This is a genomic window from Nonomuraea rubra, from assembly GCF_014207985.1.
GTDB classification, from domain to species: Bacteria; Actinomycetota; Actinomycetes; order Streptosporangiales; family Streptosporangiaceae; genus Nonomuraea; species Nonomuraea rubra.
In genome coordinates, this window is sequence record NZ_JACHMI010000001.1 from 3879001 (window position 1) to 3898483 (window position 19483).

General features: G+C 72.2%; 18 protein-coding genes. 11 read left to right on the forward strand and 7 right to left on the reverse strand.

Annotated elements, in window-relative coordinates; all coding sequences use genetic code 11:
• Positions 1-15 precede the first annotated feature (15 nt).
• Together HD593_RS17740 and HD593_RS17745 are read left to right on the forward strand one after the other, a co-directional pair.
• On the forward strand, positions 16-1206 hold the full coding sequence (locus HD593_RS17740; RefSeq protein ID WP_185103204.1) for an ROK family transcriptional regulator: 1191 nt from the start codon (positions 16-18) through the stop codon (positions 1204-1206).
• A 96-nt stretch (positions 1207-1302) separates the two neighbouring features.
• On the forward strand, positions 1303-3441 hold the full coding sequence (locus tag HD593_RS17745) for a discoidin domain-containing protein (protein ID WP_312903524.1): 2139 nt from the start codon (positions 1303-1305) through the stop codon (positions 3439-3441).
• Here HD593_RS17745 and HD593_RS17750 read toward each other — a convergent pair.
• Complete coding sequence (locus HD593_RS17750; protein WP_312903525.1) at positions 3428-4594, reverse strand: alpha-hydroxy acid oxidase; 1167 nt, start codon at positions 4592-4594, stop codon at positions 3428-3430. The two genes, HD593_RS17745 and HD593_RS17750, sit on opposite strands and share 14 nt — an antisense overlap.
• Before the next feature lie 267 nt (positions 4595-4861).
• On the opposite strand from HD593_RS17750, the gene HD593_RS17755 reads away from it, so the two are divergent.
• On the forward strand, positions 4862-5470 hold the full coding sequence (locus HD593_RS17755; RefSeq protein WP_185111929.1) for an HD domain-containing protein: 609 nt from the start codon (positions 4862-4864) through the stop codon (positions 5468-5470).
• A 38-nt stretch (positions 5471-5508) separates the two neighbouring features.
• Here the strand turns inward: HD593_RS17755 and HD593_RS17760 are convergent, their stop codons facing one another.
• The 5 genes from HD593_RS17760 to HD593_RS17780 all read right to left on the reverse strand — a co-directional run bounded on the left by HD593_RS17760 (position 5509) and on the right by HD593_RS17780 (position 8652).
• Entirely contained in the window at positions 5509-5781 is a 273-nt protein-coding gene (locus tag HD593_RS17760; RefSeq protein ID WP_185103207.1) for a DUF4031 domain-containing protein, read from the reverse strand.
• The gene (locus HD593_RS17765) at positions 5778-6509 is read right to left on the reverse strand and encodes an HAD family hydrolase (protein ID WP_185103208.1); all 732 of its coding nucleotides are present in this window, start codon (positions 6507-6509) and stop codon (positions 5778-5780) included. Before HD593_RS17765 ends, HD593_RS17760 begins: the two co-directional genes overlap by 4 nt.
• An 18-nt stretch (positions 6510-6527) precedes the next feature.
• Entirely contained in the window at positions 6528-7712 is a 1185-nt protein-coding gene (locus HD593_RS17770) for a cytochrome P450 (RefSeq protein WP_185103209.1), read from the reverse strand.
• A gap of 142 nt (positions 7713-7854) precedes the next feature.
• The gene (locus HD593_RS17775) at positions 7855-8130 is read right to left on the reverse strand and encodes a hypothetical protein (RefSeq protein WP_185103210.1); all 276 of its coding nucleotides are present in this window, start codon (positions 8128-8130) and stop codon (positions 7855-7857) included.
• 102 nt (positions 8131-8232) lie between these two features.
• The gene (locus HD593_RS17780) at positions 8233-8652 is read right to left on the reverse strand and encodes a hypothetical protein (protein ID WP_185103211.1); all 420 of its coding nucleotides are present in this window, start codon (positions 8650-8652) and stop codon (positions 8233-8235) included.
• Between the two features lie 201 nt (positions 8653-8853).
• Here HD593_RS17780 and HD593_RS17785 point away from each other — a divergent pair, with 201 nt between their 5' ends.
• The 5 genes from HD593_RS17785 to HD593_RS17805 all read left to right on the forward strand — a co-directional run bounded on the left by HD593_RS17785 (position 8854) and on the right by HD593_RS17805 (position 14163).
• A complete protein-coding gene (locus HD593_RS17785) occupies positions 8854-10095 on the forward strand; it encodes a hypothetical protein (RefSeq protein WP_185103212.1) in 1242 nt (413 codons plus the stop codon).
• Between the two features lie 113 nt (positions 10096-10208).
• Entirely contained in the window at positions 10209-10910 is a 702-nt protein-coding gene (locus HD593_RS17790; protein ID WP_221524811.1) for a DUF2786 domain-containing protein, read from the forward strand.
• A gap of 110 nt (positions 10911-11020) precedes the next feature.
• A complete protein-coding gene (locus HD593_RS17795; RefSeq protein WP_185103213.1) occupies positions 11021-12031 on the forward strand; it encodes an Ldh family oxidoreductase in 1011 nt (336 codons plus the stop codon).
• An 87-nt stretch (positions 12032-12118) separates the two neighbouring features.
• Complete coding sequence (locus HD593_RS17800; RefSeq protein WP_185103214.1) at positions 12119-13408, forward strand: MFS transporter; 1290 nt, start codon at positions 12119-12121, stop codon at positions 13406-13408.
• Positions 13399-14163 carry an SDR family NAD(P)-dependent oxidoreductase gene (locus tag HD593_RS17805; protein ID WP_185103215.1) on the forward strand — a complete coding sequence of 255 codons (765 nt, stop codon included), beginning with the start codon at positions 13399-13401 and terminating at the stop codon, positions 14161-14163. The genes HD593_RS17800 and HD593_RS17805 overlap by 10 nt, the downstream gene beginning before the upstream one ends.
• Positions 14164-14182: 19 nt before the next feature.
• On the opposite strand, the gene pgm is transcribed toward HD593_RS17805, so the two are convergent.
• Positions 14183-15814 (reverse strand): phosphoglucomutase (alpha-D-glucose-1,6-bisphosphate-dependent), encoded by a 1632-nt coding sequence (pgm, locus tag HD593_RS17810; RefSeq protein WP_185103216.1) that lies wholly within the window; start codon positions 15812-15814, stop codon positions 14183-14185.
• A 98-nt stretch (positions 15815-15912) separates the two neighbouring features.
• Here pgm and HD593_RS17815 point away from each other — a divergent pair, with 98 nt between their 5' ends.
• The 3 genes from HD593_RS17815 to thrS all read left to right on the forward strand — a co-directional run bounded on the left by HD593_RS17815 (position 15913) and on the right by thrS (position 19479).
• Positions 15913-16812 (forward strand): TIGR03564 family F420-dependent LLM class oxidoreductase, encoded by a 900-nt coding sequence (locus tag HD593_RS17815; RefSeq protein ID WP_185103217.1) that lies wholly within the window; start codon positions 15913-15915, stop codon positions 16810-16812.
• A 39-nt stretch (positions 16813-16851) separates the two neighbouring features.
• Entirely contained in the window at positions 16852-17448 is a 597-nt protein-coding gene (locus tag HD593_RS17820) for a glycoside hydrolase family 25 protein (protein ID WP_185103218.1), read from the forward strand.
• 66 nt (positions 17449-17514) lie between these two features.
• Positions 17515-19479, forward strand: coding sequence for a threonine--tRNA ligase (gene thrS, locus HD593_RS17825; RefSeq protein ID WP_185103219.1), 1965 nt, complete (start codon positions 17515-17517; stop codon positions 19477-19479).
• Positions 19480-19483 lie beyond the last annotated feature (4 nt).

Consider the following 19483-nt stretch of genomic DNA (forward strand, 5'->3'; position numbering starts at 1 on the left):
GGGACGGGGACGAGAATGGGCACGTCAGGGCGCAAGACCGTACGGGACCTTCGCCGGGGGAACCGGGCGATGCTGCTGCGCGCGCTCTACTTCGGCGGCCCCGCCAGCCGCAACGAGCTGTCCGCCGAGACCGGCCTCAGCGCCGCCACGGTCAGCACGATGACCGGCGACCTGCTGGCCGACAACGTCATCGTCGAGGCCGGGCAGGTCGACTCCGACGGCGGCAGGCCCCGCGTGCTGCTCAAGGTCAACCCCGCCTACGGCTACGCCGTCGGCGTGGACGTGGGGGAGACCCAGGTCAAGGTCGAGCTGTTCGACCTGGAGATGAACGTGCGGGCCAGGGCGCACTACGCGGTCCGCTCGGCCAAGCACGACCCCGAGCTGGTCGCCCGCCACATCCTGACCGGCGTGGACGCGGTCATCGCCGAGGGCGAGGTGCCGCCGGGGCAGGTGCTCGGCGTGGGCGTCGGCGTGCCCGGCATCGTCGAGCCGGGCCCCGACGGGCTGGTGCGGGCCAAGACGTTCGGCTGGGAGGCGGTGCCGCTCGGCGCGCTGCTGCGGGCCGGCACCGCGCTGCCGCTGGTCCTGGACAACGGGGCCAAGACCATGGGGCAGGCCGAGCTCTGGTTCGGGTCGGGCAGGGGAACCCGCGACGCGATCATCATGCTCGTGGGCTCCGGCGTCGGCGGCACGATCGTGACCGGCGGGCGCATCTACCGCGGGGCGGGCATGGCCGCGGGCGAGGTCGGGCACCTGAAGGTGGTCGCGGGCGGGCGGGCGTGCCGGTGCGGGGCGCGCGGCTGCCTGGAGGCGTACCTGGGGGCCGAGGCCATGCTGGAGCGCGCCGGCGTCGAGGCGGACTCCGCCGATGAGGAGGCGGCGCTGGCGAGGCTGCTGGAGGAGGGCTCGCCGGTGATCGGGGAGACCGTGGAGCTGCTGGGGGCGGGGCTGTCGTCGCTGGTGCACCTGTTCAACCCCGAGCGCATCGTGATCGGGGGCTGGGCGGGGCTGATGCTGGGCGGGCGGCTGCTGGACGGGATCCGGGCGGCCACCGCGGCGAACACGCAGGCCCAGCCGTTCCAGCCGGAGTCGGTGGTGCTCGGGCGGCTCGGGCCCGACGCGGTGGCGCTGGGCGCGGCCACGCTGGTCATCGAGCCGTTCTTCGGGGACGCCGCGTATCCGTCGTCCGTCTCCACTATTGCGTAGAAGTTAAATCAAGCATTGACATAAGTCCGGGCCGCAGGCACGCTCTGCTCGATAGAGCGCTCTCTTCACCACCCCCCGTATGTGAGGAGTCCCGCAGTGCACCCCCGCAGAAGTCCTGCCCTGATCCTCGCCGCGCTGGCGGCCTTACTCCTGTCCTGCCTGGTCACGGCCCCGGCGCAGGCCCTGGCGTGCGGCACGGCCAACGCCGCGCTCAACCGCCCCGCCACCGCCTCCTCCACCGAGAACGCCGGCACCCCCGCCTCCGCCGCCGTGGACGGCAACGCGGGCACCCGGTGGTCCAGCACCTTCAGCGACCCCCAGTGGCTCCAGGTGGACCTGGGCTCGTCCCAGGAGATCTGCCAGGTGGTGCTCCAGTGGGAGACCGCCTACGCCACGGCGTTCCGCGTCCAGGTCTCCGGCGACGCCTCCACCTGGACCGACCTCCACTCCACCACCACCGGCACGGGCGGCACCCAGACCATGGACGTCGCCGGCACCGGCCGCTACCTGCGCGTGCACGGCACGGCCAGGGCGACCGGCTGGGGCTACTCGCTGTGGGAGCTGACCGTCCGCACCACCACCACCACGACCCCGCCGGGCGGCGGCGACCTCGGCCCCAACGTGCACGTCTTCGACCCCTCGATGCCGTCGGCGAGCATCCAGTCCACGCTCGACTCGATCTTCACCCAGATGGAGTCCAACCAGTTCGGCCTGCAACGGCACGCCCTGCTGTTCAAGCCCGGCAGCTACAACGTCAACGCCAACATCGGCTTCTACACCTCGATCATGGGCCTCGGCCGCAACCCCGACGACGTCACCATCAACGGCCAGGTCAGGGTGGACGCCGGCTGGTTCGGCGGCAACGCCACGCAGAACTTCTGGCGCTCGGCCGAGAACCTGTCCATCACCCCGACCGGCGGCACCAACCAGTGGGCGGTCTCGCAGGCCGCGCCGTTCCGCCGCATGCACGTCAGGGGCAACCTCAACCTCGCCCCCACCGGGTACGGCTGGGCCAGCGGCGGCTACATCGCCGACAGCCGGATCGACGGGACCGTGCAACCGTACTCGCAGCAGCAGTGGTTCACCCGCGACAGCACCATCGGCGGCTGGCTCAACGGCGTGTGGAACATGGTGTTCTCCGGCGTCGCGGGCGCGCCCGCGCAGTCGTTCCCCGAGCCGCCGTACACGACGCTCGCCAACAGCCCCGTGACCAGGGAGAAGCCCTACCTGTACGTGGACTCGGCCGGCGCGTACCAGGTGTTCGTGCCGTCGCTGCGGCAGAACACGCGGGGCGCGAGCTGGCCCGGCACCGGCTCCTCGATCCCGCTCACGCAGTTCTACGTGGCCAGGCCGTCCGACACCGCCGCCACCATCAACGCCGCACTCGCCTCCGGCCTGAACCTGCTCTTCACCCCCGGCATCTACCACGTCGGCCAGACCATCAACGTCACCAGGCCGAACACGGTCGTGCTCGGCCTCGGCTACGCCACGATCATCCCCGACAACGGCGTCGTGCCGATGCGCGTCGCCGACGTGGACGGCGTCAGGGTGGCCGGACTGCTCTTCGACGCGGGCAGCGTCAACTCGCCCATCCTCATGGAGGTCGGCCCGCCCGGCTCGTCGGCCTCGCACGCGACCAACCCCATCTCCATCCAGGACGTCTTCTTCCGCATCGGCGGCGCCCACGCCGGCAAGGCCACGACCAGCCTCGTCGTCAACAGCGACCACACGCTCATCGACCACATCTGGGCCTGGCGCGGCGACCACGGCGCCGGCATCGGGTGGACGGTCAACACCGCCGACACCGGCCTGATCGTCAACGGCGACGACGTCACCGCGTACGGGCTGTTCGTCGAGCACTACCAGAAGTACCAGGTCATCTGGAACGGGCAGCGCGGGCGCACCATCTTCTTCCAGAACGAGATGCCGTACGACCCGCCCAGCCAGAGTGCCTGGATGAACGGCTCCACCCGCGGCTACGCCGCCTACAAGGTCGCCGACTCGGTCACCTCGCACGAGGCGTGGGGAGTGGGGGCGTACTGCTACTTCAACGTCGACCCGAGCATCGTGGCCGAACGCGGCTTCGAGGCGCCCGTCAACCCGAACGTGCGCTTCCACTCCCTGCTCACCGTCTCGCTCGGCGGCAACGGCACGATCAACCACGTCATCAACAACACCGGAGCCCCGGCCCAGGGCACGGCCACCATCCCCGTGAAGATCGTCAACTTCCCCTGAGCCGCACGACGTCCCGGGTGAGCCGCTCCACGCCGCCCACCCCCAGCAGCTGCAGCGTACGGACGAGCTCGGCGTGGAGCAGGTCCAGCACCCGCGTCACGCCCCGCTCGCCCCCGGCCATCAGCCCGTAGAGGTAGGCGCGGCCGACGAAGCACGCCCTGGCGCCCAGCGCGACCGCGGCGGCGACGTCGGCCCCGCTGCGCACACCCCCGTCGAGGAACACCTCCGTACGGTCCCCGACCGCCTCCACCACCTCGGGCAGCAGCTCCAGCGGGGTGGCGGAGCGGTCGAGCTGCCGCCCGCCGTGGTTGGACACCACCAGCCCGTCCACCCCCACGGCGGCCAGCTCCTTCGCGTCGTCCACCCGCTGCACGCCCTTGACCAGCAGCTTCCCCCGCCACGCCGACCTGATCCACTCCAGGTCCGCGACCGTCACCGACGGGTCGAACATCAGGTTCGTCAGCCCCGCCATGTCGTCCGGCGCCCCCTCCACGGTGGCGAACGTCAGCGGCTCGCCGGTCAGGAAGTCGAACCACCACGCCGGATGCCGCGCCGCCTCCAGCACCCCGCGCCAGCGCAGGGACGGCGGGATCGTCAGCCCGTGCCGCACGTCCCGCAGCCGCGCCCCGGCCACCGGCACGTCCACCGTCACGACCAGCACGTCCATGCCCGCGTCCGAGGCCAGCTCCAGCCTCTCCAGGTTGCGGCCGCGGTCACGCACCACGTAGAGCTGGAACCAGTTCCACCCGCCGGGCGCGGCGGCGGCCACGTCGCCGGCCGTCGTGGTGCCCATCGTGGACAGCGTGTACGGGACGGCCGCCCTTTCGGCGGCCCGGGCCACCGCCCGCTCGCCCTCGCGGTGCATCATCCGCGTGAACCCGGTCGGCGCCAGCACCACCGGCATCGCGACCCGCCGCCCCAGGATCTCGACGGACGTGGGCGCCTCGGCGACGTCCCGCAGCACGTGCGGCGCGAACTCCACCCGGTCGAACGCCTCCACCGCCCTGGCCATCGACCGCTCACCCTCGGCCGCGCCGTCCACGTAGTCGAACACCATGCGCGGGGTACGCCTCCTGGCCAGCAGCCGCAGATCGGCCACGTCGGCCGCCGCCGCCACCCTGGCCGCCCGCGACCACCGCGGCCGCCCGGGCACGACCCTCCGCAGCTCCCGCCACCGGGGCAGGCGCCGTGGCTCCTTGTCCGCATTCGACCCGATGCCGAGGACCTTAACATCGTGCGGCCCGCGTACGGTGGGATCGTGATCGACGATCGCCCACCCACCCCCGGCACCCCCACCCCGACCGACCCGGCGCCCCAGCATGCCACCGCGGCGGGTGCGGCGCCCGTGCATGGTGGCGCGGCGGCGTTGGGCGCGGGGGATGCGAACGGTGGTGCGGCCGGCGCCGGCTCAAGAGATGAGCTGGTGCGGGGGTGGGCCGGGCTGGTGGGCGGGTCGCCTGCCGCGCCGGCGCTCGGGGCCGAGCTGGTGGCCCGCTGGGCGGAGCCGCACCGCCGCTACCACACCCTGGCCCACCTCGCCGCCGTCCTGACCGCCATCGGCGACCTCGCCGCCGAGGCCGCCGACCTCGACGCCGTGCGGCTCGCGGCCTGGTTCCACGACGCGGTCTACGACGGCCGCGCGGGCTGGGACGAGGAGCGCAGCGCCCAGCTCGCCCAGTCACGCCTTCCGCGCTGCGGCGTCCCGGCAGGCCGGGTGGCGGAGGTGGCCAGGCTGGTCCGCCTCACCGCCGCCCACGACACGCTCCAGCCCGGCGACCGCAACGGCGCCGTCCTGTGCGACGCCGACCTGGCCGTCCTCGCCGGCCCCGGCTACGACGACTACACCCGCGCGATCCGCCAGGAGTACGCCCACGTCCCCGACGCGCTGTTCGCGCAGGGCCGTGCGGCGGTGCTGCGCCGCCTGCTCGCCACCCCCGCCCTCTACCGCACCCCCCATGCCCGCGCCCTGTGGGAGGAACGCGCCCGGGCCAACATGACGGCGGAACTGGAGGCACTGGAAGCGGCCTGACCGCGCCGGACGCCTGACCGCGCCGGACGGGGCGCGGGCTAACCGGGCAGGCGGCGCTTGCGGCGGCGGAGCCCCGCCGCGATCAGCCGCCGCAGCAGTTCACGCGAGCTGACCGCCTCCGCACCCAGAGCCACCGCCCGCTCGTGCACACTCTCCGGAACGTCGTAATGATCCCGATCGAACGCCCGCTCAGGCACCCCCAGCCGCACCGCGAACGCGTGCAGCTCCTCCAGCGAGCTGTCACTGACGAGATGCGACCACATCAGGCCGCGCGGCCCGGGCCAGTGGGGCGGATCGATGAGAACGGTCACGACGTCAAGGGTAGAACCCTCCCACGCACCTCGAGCGCGCCCAGATCGGGCACAGCCGCATGAGCGCCCTCGCCCTCGGCGTCCACCACGACCACCATGCCGAACCCGCCCTTGCGGCCCGCCTCGATCCCGGGCAGCGCGGACACCACCACCGCGACCTTGGCCGCGGGCAGGTCCAGCCGCCGCGCCGCCTCCAGGAAGAGCGCCGGGTCGGGCGTGCCGGGCAGGTTCAGCAGCGCGGCGTCGTTGCCGTCCACCATCAGGTCGAACAGGTGCATCACCCCCGCCGAGCCGACGAGCCTGCGCCCGTGCAGGCTGGCGGAGACGGCGGCGGTACGGGCTCCGCGGTGCCGCAGCTCGTGCAGCAGCGCCACCGTGGCGGGGAAGGCGGCCACGCCGTACTTGTCCACCTGCTCCATGAACACGCGGTCCTTGGCCAGGCCGAGCCCGTGCACGGTGGGATCGCCGGGCGCGTCGTCGGGAGAGCCCTCGGGCACGCTGATGCCGCGCGCGGCCAGGAACGTACGGATGCCGTCGAGGCGCGGGCGGCCGTCCACGTGCCGCAGGTAGTCGCCGCGGATGTCGAACGGCGCCGAGCGGCCGCGCAGGAACGCGTCGAAGACGTGTTTCCAGGCGGCCGCGTGCCCCCGAGCGGTGTCAGTGACCACGCCGTCGGTGTCGAACACGACGGCGCTGATCGCGGTCAGGTCGATGACAGGCTCGTTCACACAGCGAACGTAACCGCTCTACCAGGCGACGGGTAGCTCTTTCACGCCGTAGACGATGGCGAGTTCCCTGAACGGCACCTCGCCGGCGACGTGCAGGCCGGGGAAGCGGCGCAGCAGCGCGGGGAACGCGATGCGCATCTCCATCTGCGCCAGCGGCGCGCCGATGCAGCGGTGGATGCCGTGGCCGAACGCCAGGTGCGAGCCGGCCGTCTCCCTGCCGGGCCGTACCTCGTCCATGTCGCCGCCGAGCCGGGAGTCGCGGTTGGCGCCGGTGAGCGAGCACAGCACCATCTCGCCCTTCTTGATCGGTACGCCGTGCAGCTCCAGGTCCTCGCGGGCGAAGCGCGGGAAGGCGACCTGCACGACCGTCATGTACCGCAGCAGCTCCTCGACCACGTCCACGACGTAGCCGTCCACCTCGCGCACCTTGGCGGCCTGCTCGGGGTTGCGCAGCAGCCACAGGGTGCCGAGCGCGAGCATGCTGGTGCTGGTGTCGTGCCCGCCGGTCAGCAGGCCGTCGGCCATGCTGGCGAGGGTACGGTCGTCGAGCTCGTCGCCGTGCTCGCGCAGGAGCTGGCCGAGCAGCCCGTCGCCCGGGTTCTGCCGCTCCCTGGCCACCAGGTCCGTCAGGTACGCCATCGCGTCGTTGATCGCCTGCAGCGACGCCTCGGGCCCGGCGGTGAAGTCGAAGCGGTCCTTGCTGAGCTTCACGAAGTCGGCGCGCTCGTCGTACGGGACCCCGAGCAGCTCGCACACGACCAGCGACGGGATCGGCAGGCAGAACTCCTCCACCAGGTCGACCGGCGTCCCGCCGTCCGCCGCCCTGGCCTCGATGCGGTCGAGGTACTCCTCGACCATGGCCTCGATCCGGGGCTCCAGCCTGCGCAGGCGGCGCATGGTGAACTCGGGCGTGAGGTACTTGCGCAGGCGCGTGTGCTCGGGCGGGTCACGGAAGCCGAGACCGCCCGGGTCCTCCTGGTTGGAGCCGAGCCCGATCACGCCCGCGAAGTCGTTGCTGAAGCGCTCGTGGTCGCCGAGCACCGCGCGGACGTCCTCCCAGCGGGTGACCAGGTACACGGTCTGGTCGCCCGGGATCTGCATGGGGAAGACCGGGTGTTCGTCCCTGATGCGTGCCAGCTCGCCCACGGGGTCGAACCCCTCGCGCATGAACTGGACGAGCGGGAACTCTTCTGTCTCTGACATCGATATCCGTCCTGGGTGGGATACATCGCACCATGTTGGGATAAATCCCTGCATAGATGGTCCCATCCGGAAAGGTGAATGGAGCCCTCCGAAAGGACGAATTTACATCTCACCCTCGGCGCCCTTGCGCGCGCGGGGCCGGTCACGTCCCGGCCAACGCCCTGGTCACCTCTTCCGGTGGCGGCAGCGTACGGTCGCGGGCACGTACGGGCGGCACCGGCGGCTCGGCCTCGGCCGAGAGGGCGGGCGGTGAAGGCTTGGGCTTGCGCGGCTCCCGCACGCCGCCCTTGCCTCCGGGCGGATCCTCGAACGGGGGATGGTCACGCTCGGTCCAGTGCGGTTCGCCGGGGCCGTAGCCCGGGGGCCAGGCGGGCGCGCCGCTGGAAAGAGCACGGCGTCTTCGCGATCGCTTGCTCACATTCCCTCCTCCGCGTCCCATTGTGCGCCCGGCCATGGCCCCGGACCAGCCAGGATCGAGGCTGTCACCAAGACGGCAGGGCTCCCGGCGGCGAACCGCCCGTCACGGGGAAGGAGGCACGGCCTCGCCCGCCGCCGCCGCGGTGCCGGTGGTGCTCACGGTGCTGGGGGTGCCGGCTGTGCTGGTGGCGGTCGGGGTGGACTGCTGGCGTACGAACACGGCGCCCAGCAGCGCGACGAACGCCATGATCGAGGCCGTCTGCTGATCCGTCAGCGACACCCCGAACACCAGCCCCAGCGTGATGCCCGCCTGCGTGAAGCCCAGCGCCGCCGCCTTGATGCTCTTCCCCCCGTCCAGGTTGCGCGTCGCGAACGCCGTCCACACGCCCAGCCCCGCCGCCGCGATCGAGTTGATCGCCGCGACCTGCTCGGTCGTCAGCGGCAGGAAGAGCGCCGTCACCAGTTGCAGCCCCGCGCTCAGCAGGCCCAGGACGAGCGCGGGCTCACGGCCGAAGATCTTCATGGAATCCCCTCCCGGAATCGGACCCCCTGTGACCGCAGAGGAGCCAAGCCTCGCTCTGATACGCCTCTGTCAAGTGCCCTGAACTGCTGTGAAAGCAGGGCAAAGTGGGGCGGTAGACGGCGTTTGGCGTACAAGATGGCGACATTCTGCGATGATCTCGTCGCATAGAGCCGGAGTTTGAGCCATCACGGATAGTGACTGATGCCGACATTTGAGGAAATAACAGCCTTCATCACCGAGAAGCCGCTCGCCACCGCCGTCATCGCGCTGCTGAGCCTGGTCGGCCTGGTGCTCGCGGTCCTGGTGCTCAGGATCGCCTGGCGCGTCGTGTCCTGGGTGTTCACCAGGTACGTCGCCCCGCGCCCCATCGAGGACGTGCTGACCATCGTGGCCGCCTCCATCGCCACCGGCGTCTCCGCGCAGGGCATGTGGCGCTTCTCGGGAGACGTGCTGGGCCTCGACGGGCCGCTGCGGTTACTGCTGTTCGCGTTCATCGAGGTCGCGATCATCACCTCCGCCGTACGCGCCCGCCGCAACATGCGCGAGAACTTCTCGGCCGGCATCGACGGCATCGCCGTGTGGGCCCTGACCTGCCTGACCGCCGTGCTGTCCAGCATGGACGCGCGCAGCCTGCCCGAGGCCGTCTTCCGCCTGGCCGCCCCGCTCGTGGCCGCCTGGTTGTGGGAGCGCGGCATGGCCATCGAACGCCACCGCATCCGCGGCACCGGCCGCATCAACTGGCGGCTCACCCCCGAGCGGCTGCTGGTCCGGCTCGGCCTGGCCGAGGTCAGCGACCGTACGGCCAGCGAGGTCGACGCCCACCGCAGGCTGACCAGGGTCGCGCTGGCCGCCAAGAAGGCCAAGGCACTGCGCGAGGCCGGCGCCCCCGACCGCAAGATGCGCGCCGCGCTGGCCAAGCTCGACAAGGCCATGGACCAGGCCGTCGAGCACACCGGCCTGGCCGTGGACCCGTCCCGTCAGGAGGCGCTGCTGGCCCAGATCGCCGCCCTCTACAACACCTCCGCGCTCATCGACGCCGACCCCCGCGTGCCCTGGGAGCCCGAGGCCGACCACCACCCCGTGCCGGCCAGGCCCGCCCTGCCGCCCGCGCTCGCCGAGCTGGTCAACGACGAGGACGAGGACGTCGCGGTCTTCGACACCACCCCGCACGTCGTCAGCACCGCCGAACGGGCCGCGCTCATGCGGGCCGCCCGCGAGTTCTGGGACCGGCAGATCGCCAAGGGAATCGTGCCGCGTACGGTGGACATCGCCCAGGAGATCGGCATCTCGCTGGCGACGGCGCGCGAGTATCGCGCGCTGTGGAAGCTGGAGCCGGCGGCGCACGCGCTCATCGAGGCGCTGTACCAGCAGCACGGCATCGTCGACACCGGCGCCTTCCCGGCCATCGCGGACGACGGGCGGGTGCTGACCACCAAGTCGTAGGCTGGCTCCTCGGCGCGCCCTCTGCCGGAGAGGCGCTGTCCCGCAGCGGGCCTCCGCGCGCCGTCCCGCAGGCGGGGTGTGGGGGCCGGTCGTGGTGTGCGGGTGGAGACGGAGTGGGGGAGCGGGTGCGGGAGCGGACGCTCGAACGTGTCAGGAAGCTGCTGGCCAAGGCCGAGCGCACCGACAACGAGCACGAGCGGGCCACGTTCATGGCCGCCGCCTCGGCGCTGATGGCCAAGCACGGCATCGACAGCCTGCCGCCCGCCGGCACCCGCCAGGTCCCCGGCGACCGGATCGTCACCCTGCCCGCCCCCTGGGCCAGGGAGAAGGCCCGGCTGGTCAGCCTCGTGGCGCAGGCGCTGCGGTGCCGGCCGCTGCTGATCGGGCGGGGCGACGGCGGGCAGCGGGTGCACGTGTTCGGGTTCGCGGCCGACCTGGAGCGGGCCGACCTGCTGGCCACCTCGCTGCTGCTGCAGATGGCCTCCGGGCTGGCCAGGGTGGAGCTCCCGGGTGACGTCACGGCCGTGCGGGCCTATCGCAGGTCGTGGCTGCTGGGGTTCACCGACGAGGTGTACCGGCTGCTGCGCGAGGCCGAGTCCAAGGCGGAGGCGGAGTCCGCCGGCACGGGCGCCGCGCTCGTCCTGGCCGACCGCAGGGCCGAGGTGGAGCGGGCGGTGGCCGCCCACTACCCCGACATCCGCATGAGCGTGCCCACGACCAGCGGCACCGGCTACCGCGACGGGGTCGCCGCCGGCCGCAGGGCCGACCTCGGCCGCACCGGCATGGCCACGGCCACCGCCAGAGAGCTCACCTGAGACGCGGCCAATTCCTGGTAAGCCCTTTCCCGGGATCCGTTTGGGTGGTGCGGTAATCGGGCATAAGCGCGCACACGGAACGCAGCCCTGCCCAAGCGAGTCAGGTCACCGTGAACGCATCCGTCCAGGTCCTCGCCGACCGTCTCCGAGACCTCGCCCACGACGTCCTCACCGCCGCCGGCGTGCCCGGTGACACGGCCGCGGTGGTGGCCGCGTCCCTGGTGGAGGCCGACCTCGCCGGTCACGGCTCGCACGGCGTACGGCGGGTCGCGTGGTACCACGACCGGATCGAGAGCGGCGCGATCGTGCCGGACGCCCGCCCGGAGGTGGTCTCGCGCCGCGGCGCCACCGCCGTCGTGTCCGGGCGGCGCGGCTTCGGCCAGGCCGCCGCCGGCCTGGCCACCGAGGAGGCGGCCGCGCTGGCGGCCGCGCACGGCGTCGGGGTGGTCGCCGTCCGCGACTGCAACCACGTCGGCAGGCTCGGCGAGTACGCGGAGACGCTGGCCAGGCGCGGCCTGGCCGCGCAGGTCGTCGGCAACGCCGACCCCACCGTGGCCCCGTACGGCGGGCACCGCAGGATGCTCGGCACCAACCCCATGGCCTGGGCCGTGCCCCGCGCGGGCGGGGAGGCGGTGGTCATGGACTGGGCCACCGCGGCCATGGCCGAGGGCAAGCTGGGCCTCCTGCTCGCCGGCGGCCGGTCCGCCCCCGAGGGAGTGCTGGTCGACGCGGACGGCCGCCCGTCCACCGACCCGGCCGACTTCTACCGGGGCGGGGCGCTGCTGCCGTTCGGCGGCCACAAGGGCTACGGCCTGAGCGTGCTCATCGAGCTGGTCGGCGGCCTGCTCACGGGCACCGGCACCGCCTGCTCCGCCGAGTACGACGGCACGTTCGGCACGGTCATCACCGCGGTCGACATCGCCGCGTTCGTCCCGCTGGAGAGCTACGTCGCCCAGGTCGAGTCCTTCTGCGAGACCCTGCACGCCGGCGGCCCCGGCGTGCTCGTCCCCGGGGAGCCCGAGGCCCGCACGCGCGCGCGGCGGCTGGAGGAAGGCGTCCCGGTGCCGGCGCCGGTGTGGGCGGAGCTGCGCGCGCTCGCCGAGCGGCTCGGCGTTCCCTAGGCGCACCTCCGCGGCCTGCGGTGAGCGGCCCACCGCAGGCGCCAGAACCCGCGGCCCGCCACGGCCGACACTCCGCGAGGAGGTCAGATGCCCGCCACACCAACCCCCAGCCCCGCGTTACGCCGTGTCGTCCTGGGCGCCCTCGTCGGCACAGCCCTGGAGTGGTACGACTTCTTCATCTACGGCACCGCCGCCGCCCTCGTCTTCAACCGCCTGTTCTTCACCGAAGCCGACCCCGCCACCGGCACGATCGTCGCGTTCGCCACGTTCGGCGTGGGGTTCGTGGTGCGGCCGTTCGGCGGCGTGCTGTTCGGCCACCTCGGCGACAGGATCGGCCGCCGCTCCACCCTGATCATCACCACCGTGATCATGGGGGTGTCGACCGGGCTGATCGGCCTGCTGCCCACGTATCCCGCCATCGGGGTCCTGGCGCCGGTGCTGCTCACGCTGCTGCGCGTCTGCCAGGGGCTCGGAGCGGGCGCGGAGTTCGGCGGCGCGGCGACGCTGCTGGCCGAGCACGCCCCGCCGGGCCGGCGCGGGTACTACGCCTCCTACGCGCAGACCGGCGTGCAGATCGGGCTGGTGCTGGGCACCTCGGCGTTCCTGCTGGTCCAGCTCCTGCCGGAGGAGGACTTCCTGGCCTGGGGCTGGCGGGTGCCGTTCCTGGTGAGCTTCGCGCTGATCGGGGTGGCGCTGTACGTGCGGCTGCGGGTCGACGAGTCGCCGGTGTTCCAGGAGATGGCGCGGAGCAAGGAGATCGTCCGGCTGCCGATCAGGGACGCGCTGGCCCGCCACCCCCGCAACTTCCTGGTCGGGGTCGGCGCGCACATCTGCGACACGGCCGTGGTGTACACGCTGGCCACGTTCAGCGTCGCGTACGCCACCGGCAGGCTCGGCCTGAGCAGCCGTACGGCGCTGCTGGGCGTGATCCTGTTCGGGCTGACCGTCATCGTGCTGCAACCGGTCTACGGCCACCTGTCGGACCGCGTGGGCAGGCGGCCGCTCAACCTGTTCAGCGTCGTCTTCGTGGCGGTGTTCGCCTTCCCGTACTTCCTCCTGGTCGACACCGGCGTCACCTGGCTGGTCTGGCTGGCCATGATGCTCATGGGCGCGTTCGGCTTCGCGCCGCAGGTGGCCGTGCAGCCGGTGTTCTACGCCGAGCTGTTCGGGGCACGGGTCCGCTACACCGGGTTCGCCGCCTCCCGGGAGCTGGGCGCGGCGCTGGCCGGGTTCTCGCCGCTGATCGGGGCGGCGCTGGCGGCGCGGATGGGCGGCGCGCCCTGGCTGGTGGCGGCGTTCCTGGCCGGCACGGCGGTGATCTCGTTCGCCGCGTTCTACGCCTCGCGTGAGAGCAAGGAGACAGACATATGGACCTGAACGGCACGGTCGCGGTGATCACCGGCGGCGGCACCGGCATCGGCGCCGCCGTCGCGGAGGGCCTGGCCAGGAAGGGCGCGGCGGCCGTGGTCGTCAACTACTCGCGCTCGGGGGCCGAGGCCCAGCAGACGGTCGCCCGGCTGGAGAGCCTCGGCTGCAAGGCGGAGGCGGTGGCCGCCGACGTGTCCGACGACGCCGCCGTACGGCGCCTGGCCGAGCGGGTGCGCGCCGACTACGGCCGGGTGGACGCCCTGGTGTGCAACGCGGGCACGACCAGGTGGGTGCCGTTCCCCGACCTGGAGGGCCTCACCGACGAGGTGTGGCAGCGGATCATGGGCGTCAACCTCATGGGCGCCTTCTACTGCGCCCGCGCCTTCGCGCCCGCCCTGCGGGCGGCGCGCGGCGCGATCGTGAACGTGTCCTCCGTCGCCGGCCTGCTGGCCACCGGCTCCTCCATCGCGTACGGGGTCAGCAAGGCCGCCCTGCTCCAGCTCACCCGGGACCTGGCGGTGGCGCTGGGCCCCGAGGTCCGGGTGAACGCGGTCGCGCCCGGCCTCGTGGCCACCCGCTGGCACATCGACCGGGTGGGGGAGCAGGTGTTCTCCGAGATGACCGCGAAGGAGCAGCTGAAGGCGCCGCTGCGGCGCACCGCGCAGCCGGAGCACATCGCCCAGCTCGTCACCGCCCTGCTGGAGGCGGACCTGGTGACGGGCGAGGTGCTGGTGGGCGACGGCGGGCGGCACCTGCAGTACTGACGCGGCCCGCCCGGTGGCCTCACCCCAGGGCGGCCGACACCATCGAGCGGGCCTCCTCCTGCACCTTGGCCAGGTGGTCGGGGCCCTTGAAGGACTCGGCGTAGATCTTGTACACGTCCTCGGTCCCCGACGGCCGGGCCGCGAACCAGGCGCTCCGCGTCGAGACCTTCACCCCGCCCAGCTTGGCGCCGTTGCCGGGCGCGGTGGTCTGCACCGACGTGACCGGCTCGCCCGCGAGCGTGCCGGCCGTCACCTGCTCGGCCGAGAGCTTGCCGAGCACGGCCTTCTCCTCCCGGGTGGCGGGCGCGTCCACCCGGGCGTACGCGGGCTCGCCGAACCGCTCGACCAGCTCCTCGTAGCGGGCGCTCGGCGACTCGCCGGTGACGGCCAGGATCTCCGAGGCCAGCAGCGCCAGGATGATGCCGTCCTTGTCGGTGGACCACACCGAGCCGTCGCGCCGCAGGAACGACGCCCCCGCGCTCTCCTCGCCGCCGAACCCGAGCGACCCGTCCAGCAGCCCCGGCACGAACCACTTGAAGCCCACCGGCACCTCGTACAGCCGCCGGCCCAGCGACTCGGCCACCCGGTCGATGATCCCGCTGCTGACCATGGTCTTGCCCACGCCCGCGTCGGACGGCCAGCCGTCGCGGTGGGTGTAGAGGTAGGAGACGGCGACGGCGAGGTAGTGGTTGGGGTTCATCAGCCCGCCGTCGGGGGTGACGATGCCGTGCCGGTCGGCGTCGGCGTCGTTGCCCGTGGAGATGGCGTACTCGTCGCGATTGGCGATGAGCGAGGCCATCGCGTAAGGGGACGAGCAGTCCATCCGGATCTTGCCGTCCCAGTCGAGCGTCATGAACCGCCACGTCGGATCGACCAGCGGGTTGACCACGGTCAGGTCCAGCCGGTGCCGCTCGGCGGTCTCCCCCCAGTAGGCCACGCTGGCCCCGCCCAGCGGGTCGGCCCCGATCCGCACGCCGGCCCCCCGGATCGCGTCGAGGTCGACGACCGACGGCAGGTCGTCCACGTACGTCCCGAGGAAGTCGTAACGCCCGGCCCGCTCCAGCGCCGCCGTGTACGGCACCCGGCGCACCCCCTTGAGCCCCTCGTGCAGCAGCCGGTTGGCACGATCCTGGATCCACCCGGTGGCGTCGGTGTCGGCGGGGCCGCCGTGCGGCGGGTTGTACTTGAACCCGCCGTCGCCCGGCGGGTTGTGCGACGGCGTGACGACGACGCCGTCGGCGAGCCCGCTCCTGCGGCCCCGGTTGTGCCGCAGGATGGCGTGGGAGACCGCGGGCGTGGGGGTGTAGCCGTCACGCGAGTCGATGAGCACGGCCACGTCGTTGGCCGCGAACACCTCCAGCGCCGACACCCGCGCGGGCTCCGACAGCGCGTGCGTGTCGATGCCCAGGAACAGCGGCCCGTCGGTGCCCTGCGACTGCCGGTACTCGCAGATGGCCTGGCTCGTGGCCACGATGTGGTCCTCGTTGAACGCCGACCTCAGCGACGACCCCCGGTGCCCCGACGTGCCGAACGCCACCCGCTGCGCCACCTCGCCGGCGTCGGGGTGCAGTGCGTAGTAGGACGTCACCAGCCTGGCGACGTCGACCAGGTCGGAAGGCCGGGCGGGCTGTCCCGCGCGTTCATGCGTCATGTGGGTCACTTTACAAATCGAGCCCGGCCGGGCGGGTGACCGCATGGCGGCGTGGGGAGATACATTCGCGTCAGTCACCAGAACGGAGTTCTGTTCTCATGCGCTACGGATATTTCCTCGCCGAACCTCAGGGAGCCGACGCGATCGGCGGTCTGCGCGACCAGATCGCCCAGGCGGTGGAGGACGGCTTCTCCTCCGCCTGGCTCTCCAACATCTTCGGCCTCGACGCCATCACCGCCCTGACCGCGGCCGGCGTCCAGGCGCCGCCCATCGAGCTGGGCACCGCCGTCGTGCCCACCTACCCGCGCCACCCGGCCGTGCTGGCCCAGCAGGCCATGACCGCCAACGCCGCGCTCGGCGGCCGGTTCGCCCTGGGCATCGGCCTGTCGCACAAGATGGTCATCGAGAACATGTTCGGCTACAGCTTCGAGCGTCCCGGCCGGCACATGAAGGAGTACCTCGACATCCTGATCCCCGCCTCCCGCGGCGAGCAGGTCGACTACCAGGGCGAGACGCTCAAGGCCAGCGTGCGGCTCACCACCCCGGGCGCGGGCTTCCCCGTGCTGATCGCGGCGCTCGGCCCGCGCATGCTCAGGCTCGCGGGCACCGTGGCCGACGGCACCGTGCTCTGGATGACGGGGCCGAAGACGGTCGCCGAGCACATCGCGCCCACCATCCAGGCCGCCGCGGCCGAGGCGGGCCGCGAGCGGCCCAGGATCGTCTGCGCGCTGCCCATCAGCGTCACCGACGACCCCGCCGCGGCCGTCGAGCGCGCCAACGAGATCTTCAAGATCTACGGGCAGCTCCCCTCCTACCGTGCCATGCTCGACAGGGAAGGGGCCGCGGGGCCCGGCGACGCGGCGATCGTCGGCGACGAGGACACCGTCCTGGCCAGGCTCGAGGAGCTCAAGCAGGCGGGGGTGACCGACTTCGTGGGCTCGATGTTCGCCAACCGGGAACGCACGAGGAGCCTGCTGATCGGCGCGGCGAAGGGCTGATCCGCGTACATCCCCATAAAATCCGGCAAGGTGAAGCGCGTGCTACAAGGCATCGATGTGTCGAACTGGCAGGGCACCGTCGACTGGGCCGGCCATGCGGAGGCGGGGGTGGCCTTCGCCTTCGCCAAGGCGACCGAGGGCGGCGACTGGACCGACAAGTGGTTCGCGCGTAACTGGAACGGCATGCGCGAGAGCTGGATCGTCTGCGGCGCCTACCACTTCGGCAGGCCCAAGGGCGACCCCATCGAGCAGGCACGGCACTTCCTGGGCGTGATCAGGTCGGCGGGCGGGCTGCGCCGCGGCGACCTGATCGCGCTCGACCTCGAGACCAACGACGGCCTGCGCCCCGAGCAGGTCGCCAGGTACGCCCGCCGCTGGTGCCACCACGTCGAGCGGCACTGCGGGGTGCGGCCGTTCATCTACACCTTCCAGGCGTTCGCGCGTGGCGGGCACTGCGCGGGGCTGGCCGAACACCCCCTCTGGATCGCCAGCCCGGAGAGCCCGCGCGGCAACCCGCCAGTGCCCGGGCCCTGGCGCGACTGGACCATCCACCAGTACGCCAACAGCCCCATCGACCGCAACGTCTTCCACGGCACCCGGCAGGAGCTGACAAAGCTGGGGTTTCACCCGCGATAGCATCGGTGACTACCGTCGAACCTGCCTCGGTGCCGGGCATCGAGCGCGACCCTCTAGGAGTTCACCGTGTCAGCCGAGCTACGCATCACCCTCGCCGGAGCCGAGCGTGTGGTCGCGGCCGGCACGACGGCCGGGGAGGCGCTGGAGGCCGACGGCCGCACCGTCATCGCCGCCAGGGTCAACGGCGAGGCCCGCGACCTGGCCCACCAGGTGGCCGGCGGCGACGTCGTCGAGCCGATCGAGATCTCCAGCGAGGAGGGCCGGGCGATCGTCAGGCACTCCACCGCGCACGTCATGGCGCAGGCGGTGCAGGAGCTGTTCCCCGAGGCCAAGCTGGGCATCGGGCCGCCCGTCGAGAACGGGTTCTACTACGACTTCGACGTCCCGCAGGCGTTCCACCCCGATGACCTCAAGCGCATCGAGAAGCGCATGCGCGAGATCGTCAAGCAGGGGCAGCTCTTCTCCCGCCGCCCGGTCGGCGACGACGAGGCACGCGAGGAGCTGGCGGCGGAGCCGTACAAGCTGGAGCTGATCGGGCTCAAGGGCGGCGCCGCCGACGAGGAGAGCGTCGAGGTGGGGGCCGGCCAGCTCACCATCTACGACAACCTCGACGCCAAGACCGGCGAGCTGTGCTGGAAGGACCTGTGCCGGGGCCCGCACGTGCCCTCCACCCGGTCCATCCCCGCCTTCAAGCTGATGCGCTCCGGCGGCGCCTACTGGCGCGGCAGCGAGAAGAACCCGCAGCTCCAGCGCATCTACGGCACCGCGTGGGAGTCCCGCGACAAGCAGGACGAGTACCTCAAGCTGCTCGAAGAGGCCGAGAAGCGCGACCACCGCAAGCTGGGCGCCGAGCTCGACCTGTTCAGCTTCCCGCCGGAGCTGGGCAGCGGCCTGCCGATCTTCCATCCCAAGGGCGGGATCATCCGCAAGGAGATGGAAGACTACATGCGCAGGCGGCAGGCCGAGGCGGGCTACGAGTTCGTCAACACGCCGCACCTCACCAAGAGCTCGCTCTTCGAGACCTCCGGCCACCTGCCGTGGTACGCCGAGGACATGTTCCCGCCCTTCGAGCTGGAGGGCATCGAGTACCGCGTCAAGCCGATGAACTGCCCGATGCACAACCTGATCTACCGGGCGCGCGGGCGTTCCTACCGCGAGCTGCCGCTGCGGCTGTGCGAGTTCGGCTCGGTCTACCGCTACGAGAAGTCCGGCGTGGTGCACGGCCTCACCCGGGTGCGCGGCATGACGCAGGACGACGCGCACATCTACGCCGCCCGCGAGCAGATGGCCGACGAGATCAAGTCGCTGCTGCGGTTCGTGCTGAGCGTGCTGCGTGACTTCGGCCTGGAGGACTTCTACCTGGAGCTGTCCACCCGCGACGACTCCGAGAAGTTCATCGGCGACCCCGCCGAATGGGAGGAGGCGACCGACGCGCTGCGCCAGGTCGCCACCGAGTCCGGCCTGACGCTCAAGGACGACCCGGGCGGCGCGGCCTTCTACGGCCCCAAGATCTCGGTGCAGGCCAAGGACGCCATCGGGCGCACCTGGCAGCTGTCCACCATCCAGCTCGACCTCAACCAGCCCAAGCGGTTCGGCCTCGAATACCAGGCGGCCGACGGCTCGCGGCAGACCCCGGTCATGATCCACCGGGCGCTGTTCGGCTCCGTCGAGCGGTTCCTCGGCGTGCTCACCGAGCACTACGCCGGCGCCTTCCCGCCCTGGCTGGCCCCGGTGCAGGTGGTGGGCATCCCGATCGCCGAGGCCCACGTGCCCTACCTGCAGGACGTCGCCAAGAGGCTGCGCGCCGCCGGGATCCGCGTCGAGGTCGACACGGCCGACGACCGGATGCAGAAGAAGATCCGCAACGCGCAGAAGGCCAAGGTGCCCTTCATGCTGCTGGCCGGCGACGACGACATCGCCAACGGCGCGGTGTCCTTCCGCTACCGCAGCGGCGAGCAGAAGAACGGCGTGCCCGTGGAGGAGGCGATCGGCGAGATCGTCAGCGCCGTGGAGCGCCGCGTCCAGGTCTGAGCAT

Excerpts from the sequence above, each read along its gene's own strand:
- HD593_RS17800 (WP_185103214.1), top strand. The coding sequence starts at position 12,119 with ATGCCCGCCACACCAACCCCCAGCCCCGCGTTACGCCGTGTCGTCCTG.
- HD593_RS17780 (WP_185103211.1), bottom strand. The coding sequence starts at position 8,652 with ATGAAGATCTTCGGCCGTGAGCCCGCGCTCGTCCTGGGCCTGCTGAGC.
- HD593_RS17770 (WP_185103209.1), bottom strand. The coding sequence starts at position 7,712 with ATGTCAGAGACAGAAGAGTTCCCGCTCGTCCAGTTCATGCGCGAGGGG.
- HD593_RS17740 (WP_185103204.1), top strand. The coding sequence starts at position 16 with ATGGGCACGTCAGGGCGCAAGACCGTACGGGACCTTCGCCGGGGGAAC.
- HD593_RS17815 (WP_185103217.1), top strand. The coding sequence starts at position 15,913 with ATGCGCTACGGATATTTCCTCGCCGAACCTCAGGGAGCCGACGCGATC.
- HD593_RS17805 (WP_185103215.1), top strand. The coding sequence starts at position 13,399 with ATGGACCTGAACGGCACGGTCGCGGTGATCACCGGCGGCGGCACCGGC.
- HD593_RS17785 (WP_185103212.1), top strand. The coding sequence starts at position 8,854 with ATGCCGACATTTGAGGAAATAACAGCCTTCATCACCGAGAAGCCGCTC.
- pgm (WP_185103216.1), bottom strand. The coding sequence starts at position 15,814 with ATGACGCATGAACGCGCGGGACAGCCCGCCCGGCCTTCCGACCTGGTC.